The 17,469-nt window shown below is 65.2% G+C and carries 19 protein-coding genes; 11 read left to right on the plus strand and 8 right to left on the minus strand.

The window, feature by feature from the left end:
* Positions 1-46: 46 nt before the first annotated feature.
* The 5 genes from ACXR2W_RS05925 to ACXR2W_RS05945 all read left to right on the plus strand — a co-directional run bounded on the left by ACXR2W_RS05925 (position 47) and on the right by ACXR2W_RS05945 (position 5,199).
* Entirely contained in the window at positions 47-1,009 is a 963-nt protein-coding gene (locus ACXR2W_RS05925) for a cation diffusion facilitator family transporter (RefSeq protein ID WP_458813177.1), read from the plus strand.
* A 206-nt stretch (positions 1,010-1,215) separates the two neighbouring features.
* Positions 1,216-2,364: an ABC transporter substrate-binding protein gene (locus ACXR2W_RS05930; RefSeq protein WP_458813179.1), complete on the plus strand. Its 1,149-nt coding sequence runs from the start codon at positions 1,216-1,218 to the stop codon at positions 2,362-2,364.
* Between the two features lie 45 nt (positions 2,365-2,409).
* Positions 2,410-3,261 (plus strand): ABC transporter permease, encoded by an 852-nt coding sequence (locus ACXR2W_RS05935; RefSeq protein ID WP_458813472.1) that lies wholly within the window; start codon positions 2,410-2,412, stop codon positions 3,259-3,261.
* Entirely contained in the window at positions 3,258-4,136 is an 879-nt protein-coding gene (locus tag ACXR2W_RS05940) for an ABC transporter permease (RefSeq protein ID WP_458813181.1), read from the plus strand. Before ACXR2W_RS05935 ends, ACXR2W_RS05940 begins: the two co-directional genes overlap by 4 nt.
* On the plus strand, positions 4,123-5,199 hold the full coding sequence (locus ACXR2W_RS05945) for an ABC transporter ATP-binding protein (RefSeq protein WP_458813183.1): 1,077 nt from the start codon (positions 4,123-4,125) through the stop codon (positions 5,197-5,199). Before ACXR2W_RS05940 ends, ACXR2W_RS05945 begins: the two co-directional genes overlap by 14 nt.
* A gap of 329 nt (positions 5,200-5,528) precedes the next feature.
* Here ACXR2W_RS05945 and ACXR2W_RS05950 read toward each other — a convergent pair whose 3' ends face one another.
* Positions 5,529-5,963 (minus strand): nucleoside deaminase, encoded by a 435-nt coding sequence (locus ACXR2W_RS05950; RefSeq protein WP_458813474.1) that lies wholly within the window; start codon positions 5,961-5,963, stop codon positions 5,529-5,531.
* A 57-nt stretch (positions 5,964-6,020) separates the two neighbouring features.
* Here ACXR2W_RS05950 and upp point away from each other — a divergent pair, with 57 nt between their 5' ends.
* The 4 genes from upp to ACXR2W_RS05970 all read left to right on the plus strand — a co-directional run bounded on the left by upp (position 6,021) and on the right by ACXR2W_RS05970 (position 9,354).
* On the plus strand, positions 6,021-6,659 hold the full coding sequence (upp, locus tag ACXR2W_RS05955; RefSeq protein ID WP_458813185.1) for a uracil phosphoribosyltransferase: 639 nt from the start codon (positions 6,021-6,023) through the stop codon (positions 6,657-6,659).
* Between the two features lie 389 nt (positions 6,660-7,048).
* A complete protein-coding gene (locus ACXR2W_RS05960; RefSeq protein WP_458813187.1) occupies positions 7,049-7,750 on the plus strand; it encodes a winged helix-turn-helix domain-containing protein in 702 nt (233 codons plus the stop codon).
* Between the two features lie 147 nt (positions 7,751-7,897).
* On the plus strand, positions 7,898-8,674 hold the full coding sequence (locus ACXR2W_RS05965) for a DUF4234 domain-containing protein (protein WP_458813189.1): 777 nt from the start codon (positions 7,898-7,900) through the stop codon (positions 8,672-8,674).
* A gap of 89 nt (positions 8,675-8,763) precedes the next feature.
* Positions 8,764-9,354, plus strand: coding sequence for a DUF4870 domain-containing protein (locus ACXR2W_RS05970; RefSeq protein WP_458813191.1), 591 nt, complete (start codon positions 8,764-8,766; stop codon positions 9,352-9,354).
* 99 nt (positions 9,355-9,453) lie between these two features.
* Here ACXR2W_RS05970 and ACXR2W_RS05975 read toward each other — a convergent pair whose 3' ends face one another.
* Positions 9,454-9,837: a TIGR02611 family protein gene (locus ACXR2W_RS05975; RefSeq protein WP_458813193.1), complete on the minus strand. Its 384-nt coding sequence runs from the start codon at positions 9,835-9,837 to the stop codon at positions 9,454-9,456.
* Between the two features lie 131 nt (positions 9,838-9,968).
* On the opposite strand from ACXR2W_RS05975, the gene ACXR2W_RS05980 reads away from it, so the two are divergent.
* Together ACXR2W_RS05980 and ACXR2W_RS05985 are read left to right on the plus strand one after the other, a co-directional pair.
* Positions 9,969-11,207 (plus strand): MalY/PatB family protein, encoded by a 1,239-nt coding sequence (locus ACXR2W_RS05980; protein WP_458813195.1) that lies wholly within the window; start codon positions 9,969-9,971, stop codon positions 11,205-11,207.
* Between the two features lie 89 nt (positions 11,208-11,296).
* Positions 11,297-12,670 carry an O-acetylhomoserine aminocarboxypropyltransferase/cysteine synthase family protein gene (locus ACXR2W_RS05985; RefSeq protein WP_458813476.1) on the plus strand — a complete coding sequence of 458 codons (1,374 nt, stop codon included), beginning with the start codon at positions 11,297-11,299 and terminating at the stop codon, positions 12,668-12,670.
* Between the two features lie 17 nt (positions 12,671-12,687).
* Here the strand turns inward: ACXR2W_RS05985 and panB are convergent, their stop codons facing one another.
* Genes panB through ACXR2W_RS06015 form a run of 6 tightly spaced genes read right to left on the minus strand, consistent with a single transcriptional unit; the run spans position 12,688 to position 17,450 of the window.
* The gene (gene panB / locus ACXR2W_RS05990; RefSeq protein WP_458813197.1) at positions 12,688-13,533 is read right to left on the minus strand and encodes a 3-methyl-2-oxobutanoate hydroxymethyltransferase; all 846 of its coding nucleotides are present in this window, start codon (positions 13,531-13,533) and stop codon (positions 12,688-12,690) included.
* Between the two features lie 44 nt (positions 13,534-13,577).
* Complete coding sequence (panC, locus tag ACXR2W_RS05995; RefSeq protein WP_458813199.1) at positions 13,578-14,426, minus strand: pantoate--beta-alanine ligase; 849 nt, start codon at positions 14,424-14,426, stop codon at positions 13,578-13,580.
* Positions 14,423-15,334 carry a DUF2520 domain-containing protein gene (locus ACXR2W_RS06000; protein ID WP_458813201.1) on the minus strand — a complete coding sequence of 304 codons (912 nt, stop codon included), beginning with the start codon at positions 15,332-15,334 and terminating at the stop codon, positions 14,423-14,425. The genes panC and ACXR2W_RS06000 overlap by 4 nt, the downstream gene beginning before the upstream one ends.
* A 21-nt stretch (positions 15,335-15,355) precedes the next feature.
* Positions 15,356-16,501, minus strand: a complete 1,146-nt coding sequence (locus tag ACXR2W_RS06005) for a UDP-N-acetylmuramate dehydrogenase (protein ID WP_458813478.1) — start codon at positions 16,499-16,501, stop codon at positions 15,356-15,358.
* 32 nt (positions 16,502-16,533) lie between these two features.
* Complete coding sequence (locus ACXR2W_RS06010) at positions 16,534-16,995, minus strand: MaoC/PaaZ C-terminal domain-containing protein (protein WP_458813203.1); 462 nt, start codon at positions 16,993-16,995, stop codon at positions 16,534-16,536.
* A gap of 8 nt (positions 16,996-17,003) precedes the next feature.
* Positions 17,004-17,450 carry an FAS1-like dehydratase domain-containing protein gene (locus ACXR2W_RS06015; protein WP_458813205.1) on the minus strand — a complete coding sequence of 149 codons (447 nt, stop codon included), beginning with the start codon at positions 17,448-17,450 and terminating at the stop codon, positions 17,004-17,006.
* Between the last annotated feature and the right edge of the window lie 19 nt (positions 17,451-17,469).

Below are 17,469 nucleotides of genomic sequence, written 5' to 3' on the forward strand. Positions count from 1 at the left end.
TCGTAGACTGGCTACACCGAGCCAGAATTCGAGGGAGCATCTGAACATGAGCGCGTCAGGCGGCAGTAAAGCGATCATCGCGGCGTTTCTTGCGAACATGGGTATTGCGATCACGAAGTTCATTGCGTGGGCGCTATCTGGTTCGTCTTCGATGCTGGCAGAGGGTGTGCACTCCCTCGCCGATTCGGGCAACCAGCTGCTCCTGCTGCTCGGCAATAAGCGTGCGAAGAAGGGTGCCGACGCCGCCCACCCGTTTGGGTATGGGCGTGTGCGCTACGTGTACGCGTTTGTGGTGGCGATCGTGCTGTTTTCGGTCGGCGGCGTGTTCTCGATCTACGAGGGTATTGCGAAGATTCGTGAGCCGCACCCGCTCGAGATGTGGTGGCTGCCGCTCGTCGTGCTTGCGATCGCGATTGTGCTCGAGAGTCTCTCGCTGCGCACCGCCGTGCGCGAGAGCCGCCCGCTGAAGGGATCGCGCACGTGGGGCCGTTTCATTAAGGAGTCGAAGGCGCCCGAGTTGCCCGTCGTTCTACTTGAAGATCTCGCCGCGCTCGTGGGTCTCGTGATCGCTTTTGCTGGTGTGGGGCTGACTGTGCTCACCGGCAACAGCGTGTTCGACGGCGCGGCGACCGTCGCGATCGGTGTGCTGCTGGTGATCGTCGCGTTCGTCGTTGGTATCGAGGTGAAGAGCCTGCTGGTGGGCGAGGGTGCGAGCGCAGAAGACGTCGCAAAGATTGAGGCGGCGCTGCTCGAGTCGAAAGACATTGGGCGCATCATCCACATGAAGACCCTCTACCTGAGCCCCGACGAGTTTATGGTGGGCGCGAAGATCGATGTGAACGCGTCGGCGACGATGCACGAGGTGTCGGCGATTGTGAACCTCGCCGAGCGGCGGGTGCGCAAGGCGGTGCCTGCGGCGAAGGTCATTTACCTTGAGCCCGACATCTACATGGATCCCAATGCCGACACCCCCTCAACGAGCTCGATCGTGATGCTGTCGAGCGACTAGCTTCGCGGCGAACACCGCGCTACACCCCGGTCCTCGGGCGCCTTACCGCGCCCGAGGACTTTTGTATGTAACCCACTCGTTACCATTTGATTCATTGCAGGTGTCGCGCTGGACACACGAGCTGGCTAGGCTCGAAGCGAACGCCCCGGCCGCGTTGTTGGCAGTGTCGCCGCGGGTATCTCCCATCTCTGAGAAAGGAATTCATCGTGAACTCACGTGCAATTCTCCGTTCTACCGCGCTTGTTGCGACCGCGCTCGTGTTGGGCGGATCGCTAGTCAGCTGTTCGAGCGACTCTGGGGGGTCAGGCGATGCCGGCGGCTCTGGTAGCAGCGTCGATGCCACCACCGCCACCAGTGCGGCAGACTTCGGCGGCCTCGACGGGCTGGTGAAGGCAGCCCAAGACGAGGGGCAGCTCAACGTCATCGCGCTGCCCGACACCTGGGCCAACTATGGCAAGATCATTGCCGCGTTTGAAGATAAGTACGACATCACCGTGAACTCGGCGTCGCCCGACGCCTCGAGCGCCGAAGAGATTCAGGCCGCACAAAACCTCAAGGGACAAGACACCGCTCCCGACGTGTTTGATCTGGGGACCGCCGTCGCACTCGAGAACCTCGATATGTTTGCCCCGTACAAGGTCGAGACATGGGACGACATTCCCGACAGCAATAAGGAATCGACCGGCCTCTGGGTGAACAACTACTCGGGCATCATGTCGCTCGGGTATGACGCCGACAAGCTGCCCGAGCCGAAGGAACTCAAAGACCTCACCGGCGCAGACTACAAGGGAGCCGTTGCGATCAACGGCGACCCGACACAAGCGGGCGCGGCCTTCGCCGCGGTCGGATGGCTCGCCCTACTGAACGGCGGCAGCATGGACGATTTCGGCCCCGGCGTCGACTTCGTGTCTGATTTGAAAGCCGCGGGTAATTTCTTGACTCTCGACCCGACCCCAGCCACGATCGCTTCGGGCGAGACCCCCGCGGTGTTCGATTGGTCGTTCAACAATGTCGCGGCAAAGGCCGACAAGCCCAGCTGGGAGACCATGGTGTTTGACGGCCCCGCCTACGTCTCGTTCTACAACGAGGCCATCAATAAAGATGCCCCGAACCCCGCAGCAGCACGTCTGTGGCAGGAGTTCATCTTCTCGGACGAGGCGCAGGCCCTCTACCTCGAAGCGAACGCAGTGCCCGTGCGCGTGGATGCGCTGAAGGAGGCGGGCGCCGCAGATGAGGCGCTCATCGAACAGGCCACATTCGGCACGAATAGCGCCGACTGGGTCTCCCCCACCGAGGCACAGACCGAAACCGCCAACGCGCTTCTTGCGGAGCGTTGGGCCGCGGTCGTCAAATAGCGTGACGTGCGGGTACGGGGCCTGCCCCGTACCCGCACACGCTTTGTGATTGTGAAACGGTTTTCTGCGGCACTCGGGCTCGCCCCCTTCGCCGTCTACATACTGCTCTTTCTCGCCGTCCCCACGCTGCTCGCGATTGGCAGCGGCTTTTTTAGTGACGGCGCCTTTTCCCTAACACAGCTGCGGGTGCTCATCGCGCCCGAAACCATTTCGGCGTTTACTGCCAGCATCTGGGTGAGCGCTCTCACCGCGGTGGTCGGTGCTGCCATCGGCGCTGTGCTCTGCTGGGCGCTGGCGGCGCTCCCCGAAACCTCAGTGCTACGCCGAGTCATCGACTCAGCGAGTTCTGTGCTCGCCCAGTTTGGCGGCGTCATGCTCGCATTCGCATTCATCGCCACGATCGGCATTCAGGGTCTCGTGACCGTGGTGTTGCGCGACCACTTCGGCATCGACATTTTCGCCGAGGGCGTGTGGCTGTACGAACTGCCCGGGTTGGTTCTTCCCTACCTGTACTTTCAGGTGCCTCTTATGGTGATCACGTTCCTGCCCGCGGTGACAGCACTCAAACCGCGGTGGGCTGAAGCCGTTGCGACGCTGGGCGGTTCGAGTCGCTCGTACTGGCTGCGCGTCGGCGTTCCTGTGCTCGCGCCCGCCTTTCTTGGCTCGCTGCTGCTGCTGTTTGCAAATGCGTTCTCGTCGTACGCGACAGCTGCGGCGCTGATCAGCCAGGGCTCGCAGATCGTGCCGCTGCAGATTCGTGCGGCCCTAATCGGCGAGACCGGCGCTTCGACGGCTTCGACGGCCGGTGTGCTCGCCCTCGGCATGATCATCGTCATGACGGTGGCGATGATCGTGTACGGTCGACTCATGGCACGAGCTGCGCGGTGGCAATCATGAGCGCCCGCGTTCCCGGCCGCCCGTCGCGCGGTGTCGCCTACACCGTCATTGCGATCATCGGTGGCATCTTTCTGATTCCGCTCCTCGCGATGCTCGAGTTCACGCTGCGACAGAACACCGGCGGTTACGGTCTCGAGCACTGGGCGGCACTCTTTGACCCCGAGCAGGCCCGCAAGTACCGGGTTTTGTTTCAGGGGCTCACGAACTCGTTCATTCTTGCGGCCGTCACCCTCGTGATCATGCTCGGGCTGTTCTTTCCGACTATCGTGTGGGTGCACCTGCGATTTCCTAAACTCCAGCGTGCCCTCGACCTGCTCACGGTGCTGCCCATCGCGATCCCGGCCATCGTGCTCGTCGTGGGTTTCGCTCCCATCTACCGCGTCATCGGCCAGACGATCGGCTCGGCTGTGTGGACCCTCGCGCTCGCGTACGGCGTGCTCGTGCTGCCGTTCGCGTACCGCGCGATCGTCGCCGACCTGCACGGCATGGACGCCCGCGTGCGCGCCGAAGCTGCCCGCTCACTCGGAGCGGGCTGGGGCACCGTGCTGGTGCGCGTCATTGCTCCCGGCGTGCGCCGTGGCCTGCTCGCGGCGTCCCTCCTCACGATTGCCATCGTGCTGGGCGAGTTCACGGTGTCGTCGCTACTCAACCGCACGACGCTGCAGACCGCGCTGCTGCAAATCTCAAAATCCGACCCGTTCGTTGCGGTGATCGTCTCTCTGCTTTCGCTCATTGGCGCGTTTGTCGTGCTGCTACTCGTGAGCGCAACCGGCTCTGCTGGAGGGGCCGGATCCAAGCGTCGCGCCCGGCGCGCACTCCCCGTCACCGACACCGCCGCCCTCACTCTGAAGGACCCGTCACGTGCCCAGTCATGAACTCACCCCCGCGACCGGATCAACGGTCCAACTACAGCAGGTATCCAAATCGTACGGCGCGACAACCGTGCTTGACGGGGTCGATCTTGCGCTCGAGCCGGGCGAGTTAGTCTGCTTACTCGGACCCTCCGGCTGCGGTAAGACCACGGCCCTGCGATGCATCGCCGGGCTCGAGGAAGTGTCGGGTGGGCGCATTCTCATCGGCGGTGAAGATGTCACGGGTGTGCCCGTGAACCGCCGTGACATTGGCATGGTGTTTCAGCAGTACTCGCTGTTTCCGCACCTCACCGTCACTCGCAATGTCGAGTTTGGGCTATCAATGCGCAAAATCGCGAAGGCCGAGCGCGCCCGCCGGGTCGGTGAGATCCTCGAGATCGTGGGCCTCGACGGCCTCGCCGGCCGCTACCCGCACGAGCTATCGGGAGGCCAGCAGCAGCGCGTCGCGCTCGCGCGCGCACTTGTGACCCGACCGCGCGCCCTGCTGCTCGACGAACCGCTGTCTGCGCTCGACGCAAAAGTGCGTGTGCGGCTGCGCGACCAGATTCGCGCGATCCAAACCGAGCTCGGCATTACGACCGTGTTTGTGACGCACGACCAAGAGGAGGCGCTCGCGATCTCCGACCGAGTCGCCGTCATGGAGGGCGGCCGCATCGCCCAACTCGGCACGCCTGAGGAGCTGTACCGCCGCCCCGTCTCGCCGTTCGTTGCTGACTTTGTGGGGCTTTCGAACCGGATCGCCGCGACCGTGGCCGGCACTGACGTGCTTGTGCACGGTTCACGGCTGCCCGCACTCGGTCTTGAAGCGGTGCGTTCACACGCGAGTGTGACCGCGTTTGTGCGCCCCGAACACGTAATTCTCGAGGCCACGCTCGGCGCCGGTGACGAGCTCGACGCGGTCGTCATTTCGAGCGGGTTTCTCGGGTCAATTCGTCGCACGGTCGTACAGCTGCCCGACGGCACTGAAATCGCATCGCAGCACGACTCGGGGCTGGTGTTTCGCCCCGGTGACACCGTGCGGGTAACGTTTACGCACACGCCCGTGACGGTGGCGGCGCTCGCGTAGGCAAGTGGCCCACCCACGTCACCCTGCGCGACGAAGGAGTCGCAGGGTCCACACCCCAACAACATCGATCACGCTTCAAGCAGCAGTTTTTGCAGAACTTTGATGCTTAAAACATGATTGATGATTGAAAAGCACGAGCCGAGCCCACCACGGATTCTGTCAACGCCATATTCCCAGCCCCATACAAAAAATATGCGCGACTACTTCCGCTTAACACCGTGCCAGAAGCGGAACTTATCGCGCATATTTTTTCTTGCGCCGTGCTGCGGTCGACGCTCGCGCAGAATGATACAAGCTGTCGAACCCCACGCAGAAGAGTGAGGGGGCATCTAGCGCAGCTGGGCGAAGAACTCCTCCAGCAGCGCCGCGCACTCGGCCTCGCGCACCCCTGCTGTCACCTGCGGCACGGGGTGCGGCAGCCGGCCATCACGCAGCAGGTCGTATACGCTCCCCGCCGCACCTGCCTTCGCATCCCACGCACCGAAGATCACCGTGGGCACCCGTGCGGCGAGAATCACGCCCGCGCACATGACGCACGGTTCGAGTGTGACGACAAGTGTGCAGTCATTCAACACTCGGTCACCCCGGGCGGCGCACGCCGCCCGGATCGCGAGTACCTCGGCGTGGCCGGTGGGATCCGGAACATGCTCGCGGGTGTTGCGGCCCAAGCCGAGCAGCTCGCCGTTTGGCCCCAGCACCGCGGCTCCGATGGGCACCTCGCCGCTCGCCGCGGCCTCGCGGGCGGCATCGAGCGCGAGGTTCATGGCAGCGAGCTCAAAATCTGATGGAGGGATTAAGGTCACACGAATAGAATAGGCCGCATGCGAGTTTTCGTGGCGGACCACCCGCTCATTACCCACAAGCTTTCCGTGCTGCGCAACGAGAACACCCCGCAGCCCACGTTTAGGCTGCTGATCGACGAGCTCATGACGCTGCTCGCGTACGAGGCAACGCGTGAAGTGCGCGTCGACCCCATCGAGATTCAGACGCCCGTCGCGAAGACGATGGGCGTGCACCTGAGCGAACCGTTGCCGCTCATCGTGCCGATTCTGCGTGCTGGCCTCGGCATGCTCGACGGCATGGTGCGCCTCGTGCCCACCGCCGAGGTCGGTTTTTTGGGGATGGTGCGCGACGAAGAAACACTTCTGCCCACCACATACGCCGAGCGGCTGCCCGAATCGCTCGCGGGCCGGCAGTGCTTCGTACTCGACCCGATGCTCGCGACCGGTGGCTCGCTCGCCGGAGCGATCAAGTACCTCTTTGATCGCGGCGCCGACGATGTGACCGCGATCTGCGTGCTCGGTACGCCCGAGGGCGTTGAAGTGATTCGTGAGGCCGCGGGCGACCGCAAGGTAACACTCGTGCTCGGGGCCGTCGACGAGGGGCTCGACGAGAATGCGTACATCGTGCCCGGCCTCGGTGACGCCGGCGACCGCCTCTACGGCACCGCAGGCGACTAGCAAGTTGAGGCTCGCTCGCATGGGAGCGAGCCTACTTGCGCGCGCTTGCGCGCACTTGCGCGCGCTCCGTTGCGAAGTGTTACGGCGTATGCCGAAATATTTGACATACGCCGCAACACTTTGATTTACTAAGCAACATGCATGAAATCACTCGTACCCTGCACACCATCGAGGTGACTATTGGGGCAACCGGCATGATGATGGCCGGGATGGGTGACATGCGATGCCGAATGTGCATGTAACGATCGACCAGTAACCAGGCAATTTCGTTTCTTCTGCGCACACCCTAAGGGTGTCGCTCTCGTGGGTTTCTAGAGCACACGCTCACCCACCTACACATTTCGCATACCCGCCAGTCGGGCGCAAAGCAGCACCTAAAGGACATCATCATGGCTACCATCGCTCAGCCCACCACCCAGACCATCGCTCGCCCCGACCTGTCGGCGAAGCTCCCCACCTCCCCTGCCCCCGAACGCAACGTGCCCGAGGGCACCGAGGTGCGCGGCTTCGCCCTCTACGTTGGTCTCGCCGAGGCGAAGCTTGACGAGAACGACCCCAAGCTGGGCGCCGTTGTCGCAAAGATCAAGCAGCTCGTTGCCCAGATCGCGCCGGCCGCCGAAACGTATGCCGCCGTAGCGCTCGCCCCCGAGGGCACCGGCGGCCGCGACGTCGACGTAGTGCGTTTGGCGCTCGGTGATCCGGCGGCACACGCCCGCCAGAAACAGCAGGCTGCTTCGGCCGATGACCGCGCCGAGAGCGGCGTGATTCTCGACCTGTCACGCAAGCGCGTGCTGCTCGATAACGTGGCCGCAGCCCTCACCTTTCGCGAGTTCGAGCTGCTGCAGTACCTGGTGCTGCGCGAAGGCCGCACTATTAGCCGCGAAGAGCTCATCACCGGCCTGTGGGCAGACGCACAGGGCGAGGAGATCCCGAGCGAGCGCACGATCGATGTGCACATTCGTCGCCTGCGCGTAAAGCTCGCGCAGTACCAAGACATCGTGCGCACCGTGCGCGGCACGGGCTACCGCTTCGACCGTCACGCCGACGTGCAGGTGCTGCAGACCTCGGCTCCCAGCCCCGACCTGTTCTAATCGCATGTGGGGCGCGCTGCCTCACAGCACTGCTGCCCAGCGCTTGAGCTTGCCTGGCGGTTTTCTCCGACCTAATTCTGGTCGCGGTACCAATGTGACCTGCACTCGGGTAACGTCTATCGCACAGGTAACTCAAAGGGGATTTCTATGACTTCGCTTCCGCCCAACGGACAGGGTCAACAACCGCACGATGCGCAGCAGCAGGCGTACTACGCGCAGCAACAACAACAGTATGCGCAGCAACAGGCGCAGTACGCCCATCAGCAGGCACAGGCACAGGCACAAGCGCAGGCACAGGCACAGGCACAGGCACAGGCACAGTACGCCCAGCAACAACAGCAAGCACACCAGCAGGCACAGTACGCACAGCAGCAGTACGCGCAGCAGCAGTACGCGCAGCAGCACCAAGCGCAGGCTCAGCAGCAACAGGCCCAGGCTCAGTACGCACAGCCACAGGCACAGTACGCACAGCCACAGGCACAGTACGCGCAGCCACAGGCACAGTACGCGCACCAGCAGTTCGTTCACGCAAACTACGCCACGAATCGTTCGCTGCTGAAGTTCGTTCTTCTCGGCATCATCACTTTCGGCATCTACATGATCTGGGTGACCGCGCGTTCTGGCGAAGACCTCAACGCTATCGCCGGCCGGTGGGATAACCGCCGCTCCATGAATTACTGGCTCATGGCACTGCTCGTGAGCCCGATCACCTGGGGTATTGGTGGGCTAGTGTGGTGGCACAAGACCTCTGACCGCATCGGTAACGAACAGCGTCGTCGCGGGCTCCAGCGCACGGTTGCGGCCTCTGACTACTGGCTATGGGGAGTACTCGGCATTCTTATCATCGTGGGCCCCTTCATCTTCGCGTACAAGTGGCTGCACGCCATGAATGACCTCTGCGCTGATTTCAACGTGCGCGGCTAAGCCGCGCACCTGGTTTGCGAACAGGTGTCCTTTCGCTCACTCGGCGCCTGCGGTAACGTCATAGTCAGCGCCTATCAAAGGAGATCAAAATGACTACGCTTCCCCCAGAGGGCCAAAACCCCGAGGTGCCCGGCGGCCAGCCGTTGGGTGATCCGGTAGCGCCCCAGGCACCGCAGGCACCTACACCGCCGCAGCAACCGCAGTACCAGCAGCCGCCGCAGTACCAGCAGCCGCAAGCCCCGCAGGCACCGCCCTATCAGCAGCCCGCAGGTGGCCAGGTACCGCCCGGCGGGGGCTACCAACAGGCCTACTCACAGCAGGCCGCCACGGACCCGCTGAGCAACATCACGCTGAACTACTGGCTCTCGGTATTCTTCTCGTGGATCCCCGCCCTCATCTTCTTCCTCATCGAAAAGGACAAGGGCAACCGTCAGTCCTACGACTACCACCGCGACAACCTCAACTTCTCGCTACTGCGGGTGGGCGCGGGGGTGGCCACCTACATCTTGTTTTTCATTGTGGTGTTTATCCCCTATGTCGGCGGGCTTCTCGCGACCGTGCTGTGGCTCGCAAATGTGGTGCTCTTCGTGTTCCACATCATTACGGCCGCGAAGGCGCCCGCAGCGTTCCGCACCGGGCAAAAGCCGCCGTTCATCTTCAACATTCCATTGATCAAGTAGGCTGCGGGCGCCGCAACATCAGCGGCACCGCACGAACAACACCGCCCCGGCTAGGCTATCGAGCTTCACACTCGGCAGCCCAGCTGGGGCGATGTTGCGTCAGCGTTCGCTTCGCTCCCGACGCTCGCGCTCACGTTCACGCTCAGCACGGCGCTCGCGACGGGCCGCACGCCACATGTTCCAGCGCTCCCAGAACCGGGCAAGCACGCGTCGCAACCATCCGAGTAGTCGCCTGGCCCAGTGATACTCGGTGCCCAGCAGAGTGAGTCCGATGAACACGATCAACCAACCGGGGCCCGGCAGCGGAACAAGAATCAGGCCGATAATCACCACGAGGCAGCCCAGCGTGGTTACTAACACTTTGTAGACGGTGTTGAGCCACGGGCGCCGCCGAATACGACCGCGCCAGCGCTCCATAAACTTGGCTACCCGACGACTGAGTCGGCGCGCACGTTCGGCGTCGTCGGCGTAGGGATCAACCATAAGCGCCAGAATAGGGGAGATCACTGAAACCTCACAGCTCAAAATCTCAGCTTGCGGTATTCAACAGCGCAAGATGACGCCGCTTTACTCGCGAGGTCGCGCGATCACGTCGCGCGCGCCACCATGGAGACATGAGCACAGGCGCAGGTATTACAGTCACTCCCGGCAGCGACGCCCAGGCCGTCGACCCCGGCGGAGTACCATTCGCACAGCTCGATCCTGCTCTGCTGCGCACGCAGCGCACGAGCATCAAGTGGACCCGCTTTGACGCCGATGTGCTGCCGCTGTTTGTCGCCGAGATGGATTTCGCGCTCGCCCCCGAGATCCGGGCCGCTCTGATCGAGCGCGTCGAGGCGTCTGATACCGGCTACCTCGATTCCCCCGGCCCGCTCGCCGAAGCCTTTTCTGGCTTCGCGCGCGATCGCTGGGGTTGGGAAGTGCCTACCGAGCACGTCTACCTCGCGACCGATGTCGCGACCGGCATCGTCGAGGCGCTGCGCGTCGGCCGCCCGGCCGGCGGCCGCATCGCGCTCACGACGCCCGTCTACCCCAGCTTCTTCGAGATGCTCGAGGAGGTGCCGTTCGAGGTCGTCGAGATCCCGCTCGCAATTTCTGCGCCGGATCGCGCGCCCGCCGCCCGCCTTGACCTGGTTGCTATCGAGCGGGAATTCGCCGACACTCAGGGCATCGACGCGTTCTTGCTGTGCAACCCGCACAACCCACACGGCATCGTGCACACGGAAGAGGAGTTGATGCAGCTCGCGCGGCTCGCCGCCAAGTACGACGTATTTGTTGTTTCTGACGAGATCCACGCGCCCCTCACCCACGCCGGTGAAACATTTGTACCGTTTGCGCCGATCGCCGCCGCCGCCGGGGCGCTTGCCGTCACCACGACGTCAGCGAGTAAGGGCTGGAACCTCGCGGGCGCGAAGTGCTCGGTGATCGTCGCGGCAGACGAGGCAGCCGATGACCTTCTCGCACTGCTGCCCCCCGAGGTCGCGGTGCGGGCAAGCATTCTTGGTCTGCACGCTGGCGTCGCCGCCTTCTCGCGGGGCCGCGAGTGGCTCGACCGCGCGATCGCACAGATTCAAGCGAACGACGTGCTGCTCGCTGATCTCGTCGAGTCGTCGCTGCCGGGTGTGCGGTACACCCGCCCCCGCGCGGGCTATCTCGCGTGGCTCGACTTCACCGCCGCTGGCCTAGGCCAAGACCCGCACGCCCGCATTCTCGTAGACGCCAGGGTTGCCCTCAACAACGGTGCCGCGTTTGGTGCGGGCGGTAGCGGGCATGTGCGTCTCAATCTCGCTTGCGCCCCGGCCACTCTCATCGAAGCCGTGCGGCGCATCGCCCAGATCCTTCCTCGCTCATGACTTCTCTCGCACCGCACCCCGATCTCCCCACCCATCCAGGTCACGCCGCTCCTGCCGACGCGCACCACCACTTCGAAAGGCTCGACGAAATGACCACGGTCACCTCACCCAACACTGCAGCTCCTGCCGCACAACCGATCACCGAGTGGCGTGATTTCGACTTCGACACCCGGCAGGTACACGCGGGCGAATATGCCGACCTCAACTCGGGGTTGCGTGTGCCGTCGATCGCGGTGTCGGCGGGCTACGTGTTTGATGACTTTGATGATCAGGTGGACCGCTTCGCGGGGCGCTCCACGAACCCGATCTACTCGCGTCAGGGCAACCCAACCAACTCGGTGGCCGAGGCCAGGCTCGCTTCGCTCGAGGGCGGCACCGCAGCCGTTGCGGTGTCGAGCGGGCAGGCCGCGATCTCGTCTGCACTGTTCACGCTCGCGGGCAACGGCGACCACATCGTCTCGACCGCCTCGGTGTACGGTGGCACCCGAATTCTCTTTGGCCGCAGCTTCAAGCGCTTCGGCATCGAGTTCGACTATGTGTGGGACACCGATAGTGATGAGGCGTGGGAGCGCGCAATTCGCCCGAACACGAAGGCGATCTACACCGAGACCATACCCAACCCGCGCAACGACGTCACCGACCTACGACGCGTCGCTGAGATCGCCGCGCGCTACAACCTGCCACTCGTCGTAGACAACACAGTCGGAACACCCGCGTTGATTCGCCCGTTCGAGCACGGCGCCAATATCGTGGTGCACTCGACCACTAAGTTTCTCACCGGGCACGGTGCCACCGTCGGTGGCGCGATTGTCGACGGCGGCAACTTCGACTGGGCGGCGGCGGAGCTTGCTGGCCGCTCATACCCGTTGATCACGCAGTCGTCGCGCCCCGGTCTCGGCTCACTGCTAGAGCGCTTTGGTGACGCGGCATACGCTCGGGCCGCCCGAGAAGCCGTCGTCAACGATATCGGCCCCACGCTGTCACCCTTCAACGGATTTTTGCTGCACCAGGGCATGGAGACGCTGTCGTTGCGTATGGAGCGCCACGTTGATTCGTCAATCGCGATCGCGGCGTGGCTTGAGCAGCAGCCCGAGGTCGAATCAGTCGATTTTGCGGGGCTCCCCTCAAGCCCCCTCTACGCGCTTGCGTGTCGCGACTACGGCATCGACGATAACGGCTTTGCCCGGTCGGGGTCGGTGTTTGGTGTCACCGTGCGCGGCGGCATCGATGGTGCGCGTGCCTTCGTTGATGGGCTCCGCGTGTTCTCACGCATGACCGGCATCGGCGATACCCGCTCGATGGTGTTGCACCCCGCAACCTCGACTCATGCCACTTTCGCGCCCGACATCAACGAGAAGCTCGGCATCACGCCCGGCCTCTTGCGGCTCTCGGTGGGCCTCGAATCGGCCCGCGACCTCATCGCCGATCTGCGCGGGGGCCTCGACCGCGTCGCCGCGCTTTAGCAGATGCCCCAGTCGCCCTAGTCGTCCAGGGCGGAGCGCGCGGCGGCTACCGCCTCTGCGCCCGCGGCGTACTGGTGCTCAGCGCCAGGGAACTCTGCTGCTCTCACCTCTGAAGCGTAAGCCGCAATCGCTGCCACCGTGTCATCACCGATAGCCCCATACCGCTTCACGAACTTGGCGGTGTGCCCCTCGGTCACTCCGAGCAGGTCGTGCAGCACGAGCACCTGCCCGTCGGCCGGGCCCGCCCCAATACCGATGATCGGAATCGTGAGTGCCGCACGCAGCAACTGGGTAATCTCAGACGGCACCGCCTCGATGACCACGCAGAAGGCGCCAGCGGACTGCACGCCGAGCGCCTCGTGCACGAGTCGCTCGGCGCTCTCGCGCGTGCGCCCCTGCGCGCGCAATCCCCCCAGCGCGGTCGCGGTCTGTGGCGTGAGCCCAATGTGGCCGACAACGGGAATCCCCGCGTCGACGATCGCTCGAATGCGGCTGAGGCGTGCTTCAGACCCGCCCTCGAGCTTCACCGAGTCGGCGCCCGCCTCTTTGGCGAAGCGCATAGCTGTGGCGATGGCCTGCGCGTCAGACTCTTCGGTCGAACCAAACGGCACGTCGCACACAATGAACGCATCAGAGGTGCCGCGGCGTACAGCCCCAGCGAGCACCAGCATCTCGTCGGTCGTCACCGACACCGTCGACGAGTAGCCCAGCACCACCTGCGCGCCCGAGTCACCGACGAGCACCATGTCGACGCCAGCGCGATCCGCGGCGCGCGCCCCCGGGTAGTCGTATGCGGTAACCATCACGATCGGCTCGCCTGCGAGCTTCTTCTGCTGCAGCTGCGGAATCGTAATCTGAGGCATCTGTGCGCTCCTAGGTGTTGTGGTCGTCAGGTCAGGCGATCAGGTCAGGCAAATGTCGGGGAGGGCGCCAGCAGCTCGTTGTCGATGAGCCGCACGTCACCCACGCGCACCGCGATCGCGCACAGCACGGGTGTATCCACTGTAACGCGCTCGGCGAGCGTCGAGGGGTCGACGATCGCCACATACTCGGGCACGAGCCCGGCGTCTCCGAGTACGCCCGTCACCACGCCCGCGAGTTCAGGTGCCCGCGTCTCGCCCGCGCGCAGTGCTGCCGCTGCCGCTTCGAGGGCACGGGGCAGCGCGAGCGCCCGGCTACGATCCGGAGCGGACAGACGCACGTTGCGACTCGAGCGCGCAAGCCCGTCGGTCTCGCGCGAGATGGGGCACGCGACGATCTCGGTGGGCAGCCGCAGGTCGCTCACGAGGCGCCGCACGACGAGCAGCTGCTGCGCATCTTTCTGCCCGAAATAGGCGCGCGTGGCGCCCGCCGCGATGAGCAGCTTGGACACCACTGTCGCGACACCGTCGAAGTGCCCGGGCCGCGAGGCGCCCTCGAGCACGTCGGTGAGCGGCCCCGCTACATGCACCGAGGTCATATGCCCCTCGGGGTACATCTCGCTGGCTTCGGGCGCGAACACGAGGTCGGCGCCAGCGCTCGCGGCGAGCTCGGCGTCGCGAGCCTCGGTGCGGGGGTATGCGGCGAGGTCTGCGGGGTCATTGAACTGGGTGGGGTTCACAAACACCGAGACGACGACGAGCTCGTTCGCGGCGCGCGCCGCCCGCACGAGCGACAGGTGCCCCTCGTGCAGCGCGCCCATCGTGGGTACGAGGCCGATGCTCGCGGCCCCTCGCGACGCCTCGCGCAACTCGTCGATCGTGCGAATGATCCTCACGCGGTGGTCTCCTTCGGGTCAGGCCTCGGATCGCGCCCCGCCATCACCCTGGTGGCGGCCGTGAGCGCGTCGAAAAGTTGTAAGTCTGTGGAGCTGAGCGCCCCCGTGGCGAGCGGCTCGGTGGTACTCGGCTGCGTGTTGAGCTCCCCCGGCACGTGCGCCCCCGACACGCGCTCGGCAACGGCCGCGCGCTGCGCCGCGACGGTCGCTTCGTCGCCGCGGGAGATTGGCCCCGTGAGAGCTGCGGCCCCGTCGCGCACCCAGCCATCGAGCGCAGCCTGCGCAAGCGGCACGAGGGCATCGCGCGGCACACCGGCGGTGGCAGCAAGGCGCGCGGCAAAGTCTTCGACGGTGACGAGAAAGTTCGCGGCGACAGAGGCCGCCGCGTGGTACGCCACCCGGTCTGCGCTCGCCACCCGAAACGTGCGCAACTTCAGCATCGCCGCGAGCGCCTCGGCCGCGGCAAGCGCATGCTGGCTAGTGCCATCGACGGCGGCGTACGCCCCCGCAAACGTGGTGCCGGGCCCGGTCACCGCGAGCAGCGGGTGCAGGCTAAACGCTTCGCGTTCGCCGAGCACGTCAAGCCCTGTCGCACCCGATAGGTGCGCCACGATGGGCCCCGGCACGATCAGCTTCGCGGCCGCGGCGATGGCCTGGTCGGGCACCGCGAGCAGCACGAGGTCGGCGTGGATCCTGCGACTCGCTTCGCTCGCGCAGGATGACGAAGAAATTCCCTCGCTCGCGCAGGATGACGAAGAAACTCCCTCGCTCGCGCAGGATGACGAAGCGTCAGCCGCGAGCAGGCCCGTCGCGCCGCGCCCCTCGAGCTGTGCCCCCGGCAGCGCGTGCGCGAGCGCACGACCCATGCGGCCGCCCCCGACAATCAGTATGCGCGTCGTCTCAGACATCGTCGCAGGCATCGCCCCTAGCTAAACCTCGAGCCCATACAGCCGGGGCTCGGGCACCAAGATCACGCCAAACTCCTGCTGCACGCGCTGCACGACAAATCGCGCAAGCTCGGCGACCTGCGCGGCGGTCGCTCCGCCGCAGTTGGTGAGCGCAAGCGTGTGCTTCGACGAAATTGCGGCGCCAGAACCGGGCAGCCGAAACCCGCGGGGTACGCCCGCATGCTCAATCAGCCACGCGGCCGACAGCTTCACCCTGTTGTCGCTCTCGGCGCGCGGCACCCGCAGCGGCACCCCCGCGGCGAGCTCCTCAAAGCTCGTCACGCCCGGCGCGGGCTCGGGCGCGCGCAGCGCAAACCGCGGGGCGTTCTCGGGCAGCCCCGCCGCAAACCGCGACGATACGATCGGGTTCGTAAAGAACGAGCCGGCACTCCACGTGTCGTGGTCGCTCGCGTCGAGCACCATTCCCTTCGACGCACGCAACGCGATCACCGCGTCACGAATACGCTGGATCGGCACGAGCGCGCCCAGCTCTACCTCGAGAGCCTGGGCCAGCTGCCCGTAGCGCACGGGCGCTACGGCCTCTGCATGATCCGGATCGTTGCCAGCGGCCGCGGCCCTGTGCGCGCCGCGGGCGGGCGCGCGATCGGTGAGCAGCAGATCGATCGAGAGCACCACGCCCTCCATGCCCTGCTTGATCGCCGAGTCACGGTAGCCGAGCTCGAGCTCAGCGGCCGTGAGGCGGCGGGGCACCTCGTCGCCGCGCTCGAGAAACTCGATCGAATGCAGCACGTCTTGCAGCTCGCAGCCGTACGCGCCAATGTTTTGCACGGGGGCCGCGCCCGCGAGACCGGGAATACCCGACAGCGCTTCGAGCCCTGCGAGGCCGCGTTCGACGGTGGCCTGCACGAGCTCGTCCCAGTCTTGGCCCGCCTGCACGCGCAGCCGCACTATACCCGCGTCGAGCGTCGGGTCATCGATCGCTTCGATGCCGGTGTTGCGTACGAGCACGACGGTGCCGGGAAACCCCTCGTCGCTGACGACGGTGTTCGAGCCGCCGCCGACCAGTAGCCAGGGCTCGTGTTCGCGCCACAGCGTGACCGCATGCTGCACGAGCTCGGCCGCCGTGTGCGCGACGAGCGTGCGCTCGGCGTGGCCGCCCACCCGCATCGTGGTGAGCTCAGCGAGCGACGGGTTGAACGTCACGCGAACGCCGCCACGAGCTGCGACTTGCCGAGCACGGTCGCGTCGTCAAACACGACCCGCAGGTCGATGCGGGCGGTGCGGGCATCTGTGTCGATCTTGCCAACGGTCGCAGTGATGGTGACCGTTGCGCCCGCCTGCGCGTCGACGGGAACGGGGCGGGTGAAGCGCGACTGAAAGTCCTGCACCCAAGCAGTCGGGTCGAATGCTGCGAGCCAGTCGGTGGCGACGGAGCCCGCCTGGCCCATGGTGAGCATGCCGTGGGCGAGCACGCCGGGGAGACCAACCTGCTGCGCAAAGTCGTCACGGTAGTGAATCGGGTTGAAGTCACCCGAGGCGCCCGCGTAGCGGACCAGGTGGTCGCGGGTGAGCGTCACCTCGCGCTCGGCGACAACCGCACCGGCCTCAAGGGAGTCGAATGCACTTGCCGCCGGTGTTGAAATCGTAGTTTCGGTAGTCATGGGGCTCCTTAACCTTCTTCGCCGCGCACCACGAGGGTGGAGATCGCGGTGACGACGTGCTCGCCAGCGGCATCCGTGATGGCGCTGGAAGCGGTGACCATGGAGTGGCCCCCCAGCTGCTTCACTGCCGCAATCGTGAGGGTTGCCGTGAGCTCGTCGCCCGCGACGATGGGGCGCGAGTACGTGAAACGCTGGTCGCCGTGCACGACGCGGGTAAAGTCAACGCCTGCCTCGTCGTCTGCGAGCAGCTGTGCGAGGGTCGCCTCTTGCACCACCACAGCGAACGTGGGCGGCGCGATAACGTCTGCGTGCCCGGCCGCGCGTGCGGCTTCGGGGTCGAGGTGCAGCGGGGACGTGCTGCCCACGGCGCGCGCAAACTCGCGCACCTTCTCGCGGCCGACAAGGTACGAAGCGGTGGGCGGGTATACCCGGCCCTTAATCTCTGGATTCACCACGCGGGTAAGTCTACCCAGC

This window comes from Leucobacter faecis (genome assembly GCF_054456695.2).

What these genes read in the sequence shown, in the direction of transcription:
- ACXR2W_RS06010 (WP_458813203.1), bottom strand. Translation starts at nt 16,995, where the DNA reads ATGACTACCGAAACTACGATTTCAACACCGGCGGCAAGTGCATTCGAC.
- ACXR2W_RS05960 (WP_458813187.1), top strand. Translation starts at nt 7,049, where the DNA reads ATGGCTACCATCGCTCAGCCCACCACCCAGACCATCGCTCGCCCCGAC.
- ACXR2W_RS05975 (WP_458813193.1), bottom strand. Translation starts at nt 9,837, where the DNA reads ATGGTTGATCCCTACGCCGACGACGCCGAACGTGCGCGCCGACTCAGT.
- ACXR2W_RS06000 (WP_458813201.1), bottom strand. Translation starts at nt 15,334, where the DNA reads ATGTCTGAGACGACGCGCATACTGATTGTCGGGGGCGGCCGCATGGGT.
- ACXR2W_RS05925 (WP_458813177.1), top strand. Translation starts at nt 47, where the DNA reads ATGAGCGCGTCAGGCGGCAGTAAAGCGATCATCGCGGCGTTTCTTGCG.
- ACXR2W_RS05970 (WP_458813191.1), top strand. Translation starts at nt 8,764, where the DNA reads ATGACTACGCTTCCCCCAGAGGGCCAAAACCCCGAGGTGCCCGGCGGC.
- upp (WP_458813185.1), top strand. Translation starts at nt 6,021, where the DNA reads ATGCGAGTTTTCGTGGCGGACCACCCGCTCATTACCCACAAGCTTTCC.
- ACXR2W_RS05980 (WP_458813195.1), top strand. Translation starts at nt 9,969, where the DNA reads ATGAGCACAGGCGCAGGTATTACAGTCACTCCCGGCAGCGACGCCCAG.
- ACXR2W_RS06005 (WP_458813478.1), bottom strand. Translation starts at nt 16,501, where the DNA reads ATGCGGGTGGGCGGCCACGCCGAGCGCACGCTCGTCGCGCACACGGCG.
- ACXR2W_RS05950 (WP_458813474.1), bottom strand. Translation starts at nt 5,963, where the DNA reads ATGAACCTCGCGCTCGATGCCGCCCGCGAGGCCGCGGCGAGCGGCGAG.
- ACXR2W_RS05985 (WP_458813476.1), top strand. Translation starts at nt 11,297, where the DNA reads ATGACCACGGTCACCTCACCCAACACTGCAGCTCCTGCCGCACAACCG.
- ACXR2W_RS05965 (WP_458813189.1), top strand. Translation starts at nt 7,898, where the DNA reads ATGACTTCGCTTCCGCCCAACGGACAGGGTCAACAACCGCACGATGCG.
- panB (WP_458813197.1), bottom strand. Translation starts at nt 13,533, where the DNA reads ATGCCTCAGATTACGATTCCGCAGCTGCAGCAGAAGAAGCTCGCAGGC.
- ACXR2W_RS05940 (WP_458813181.1), top strand. Translation starts at nt 3,258, where the DNA reads ATGAGCGCCCGCGTTCCCGGCCGCCCGTCGCGCGGTGTCGCCTACACC.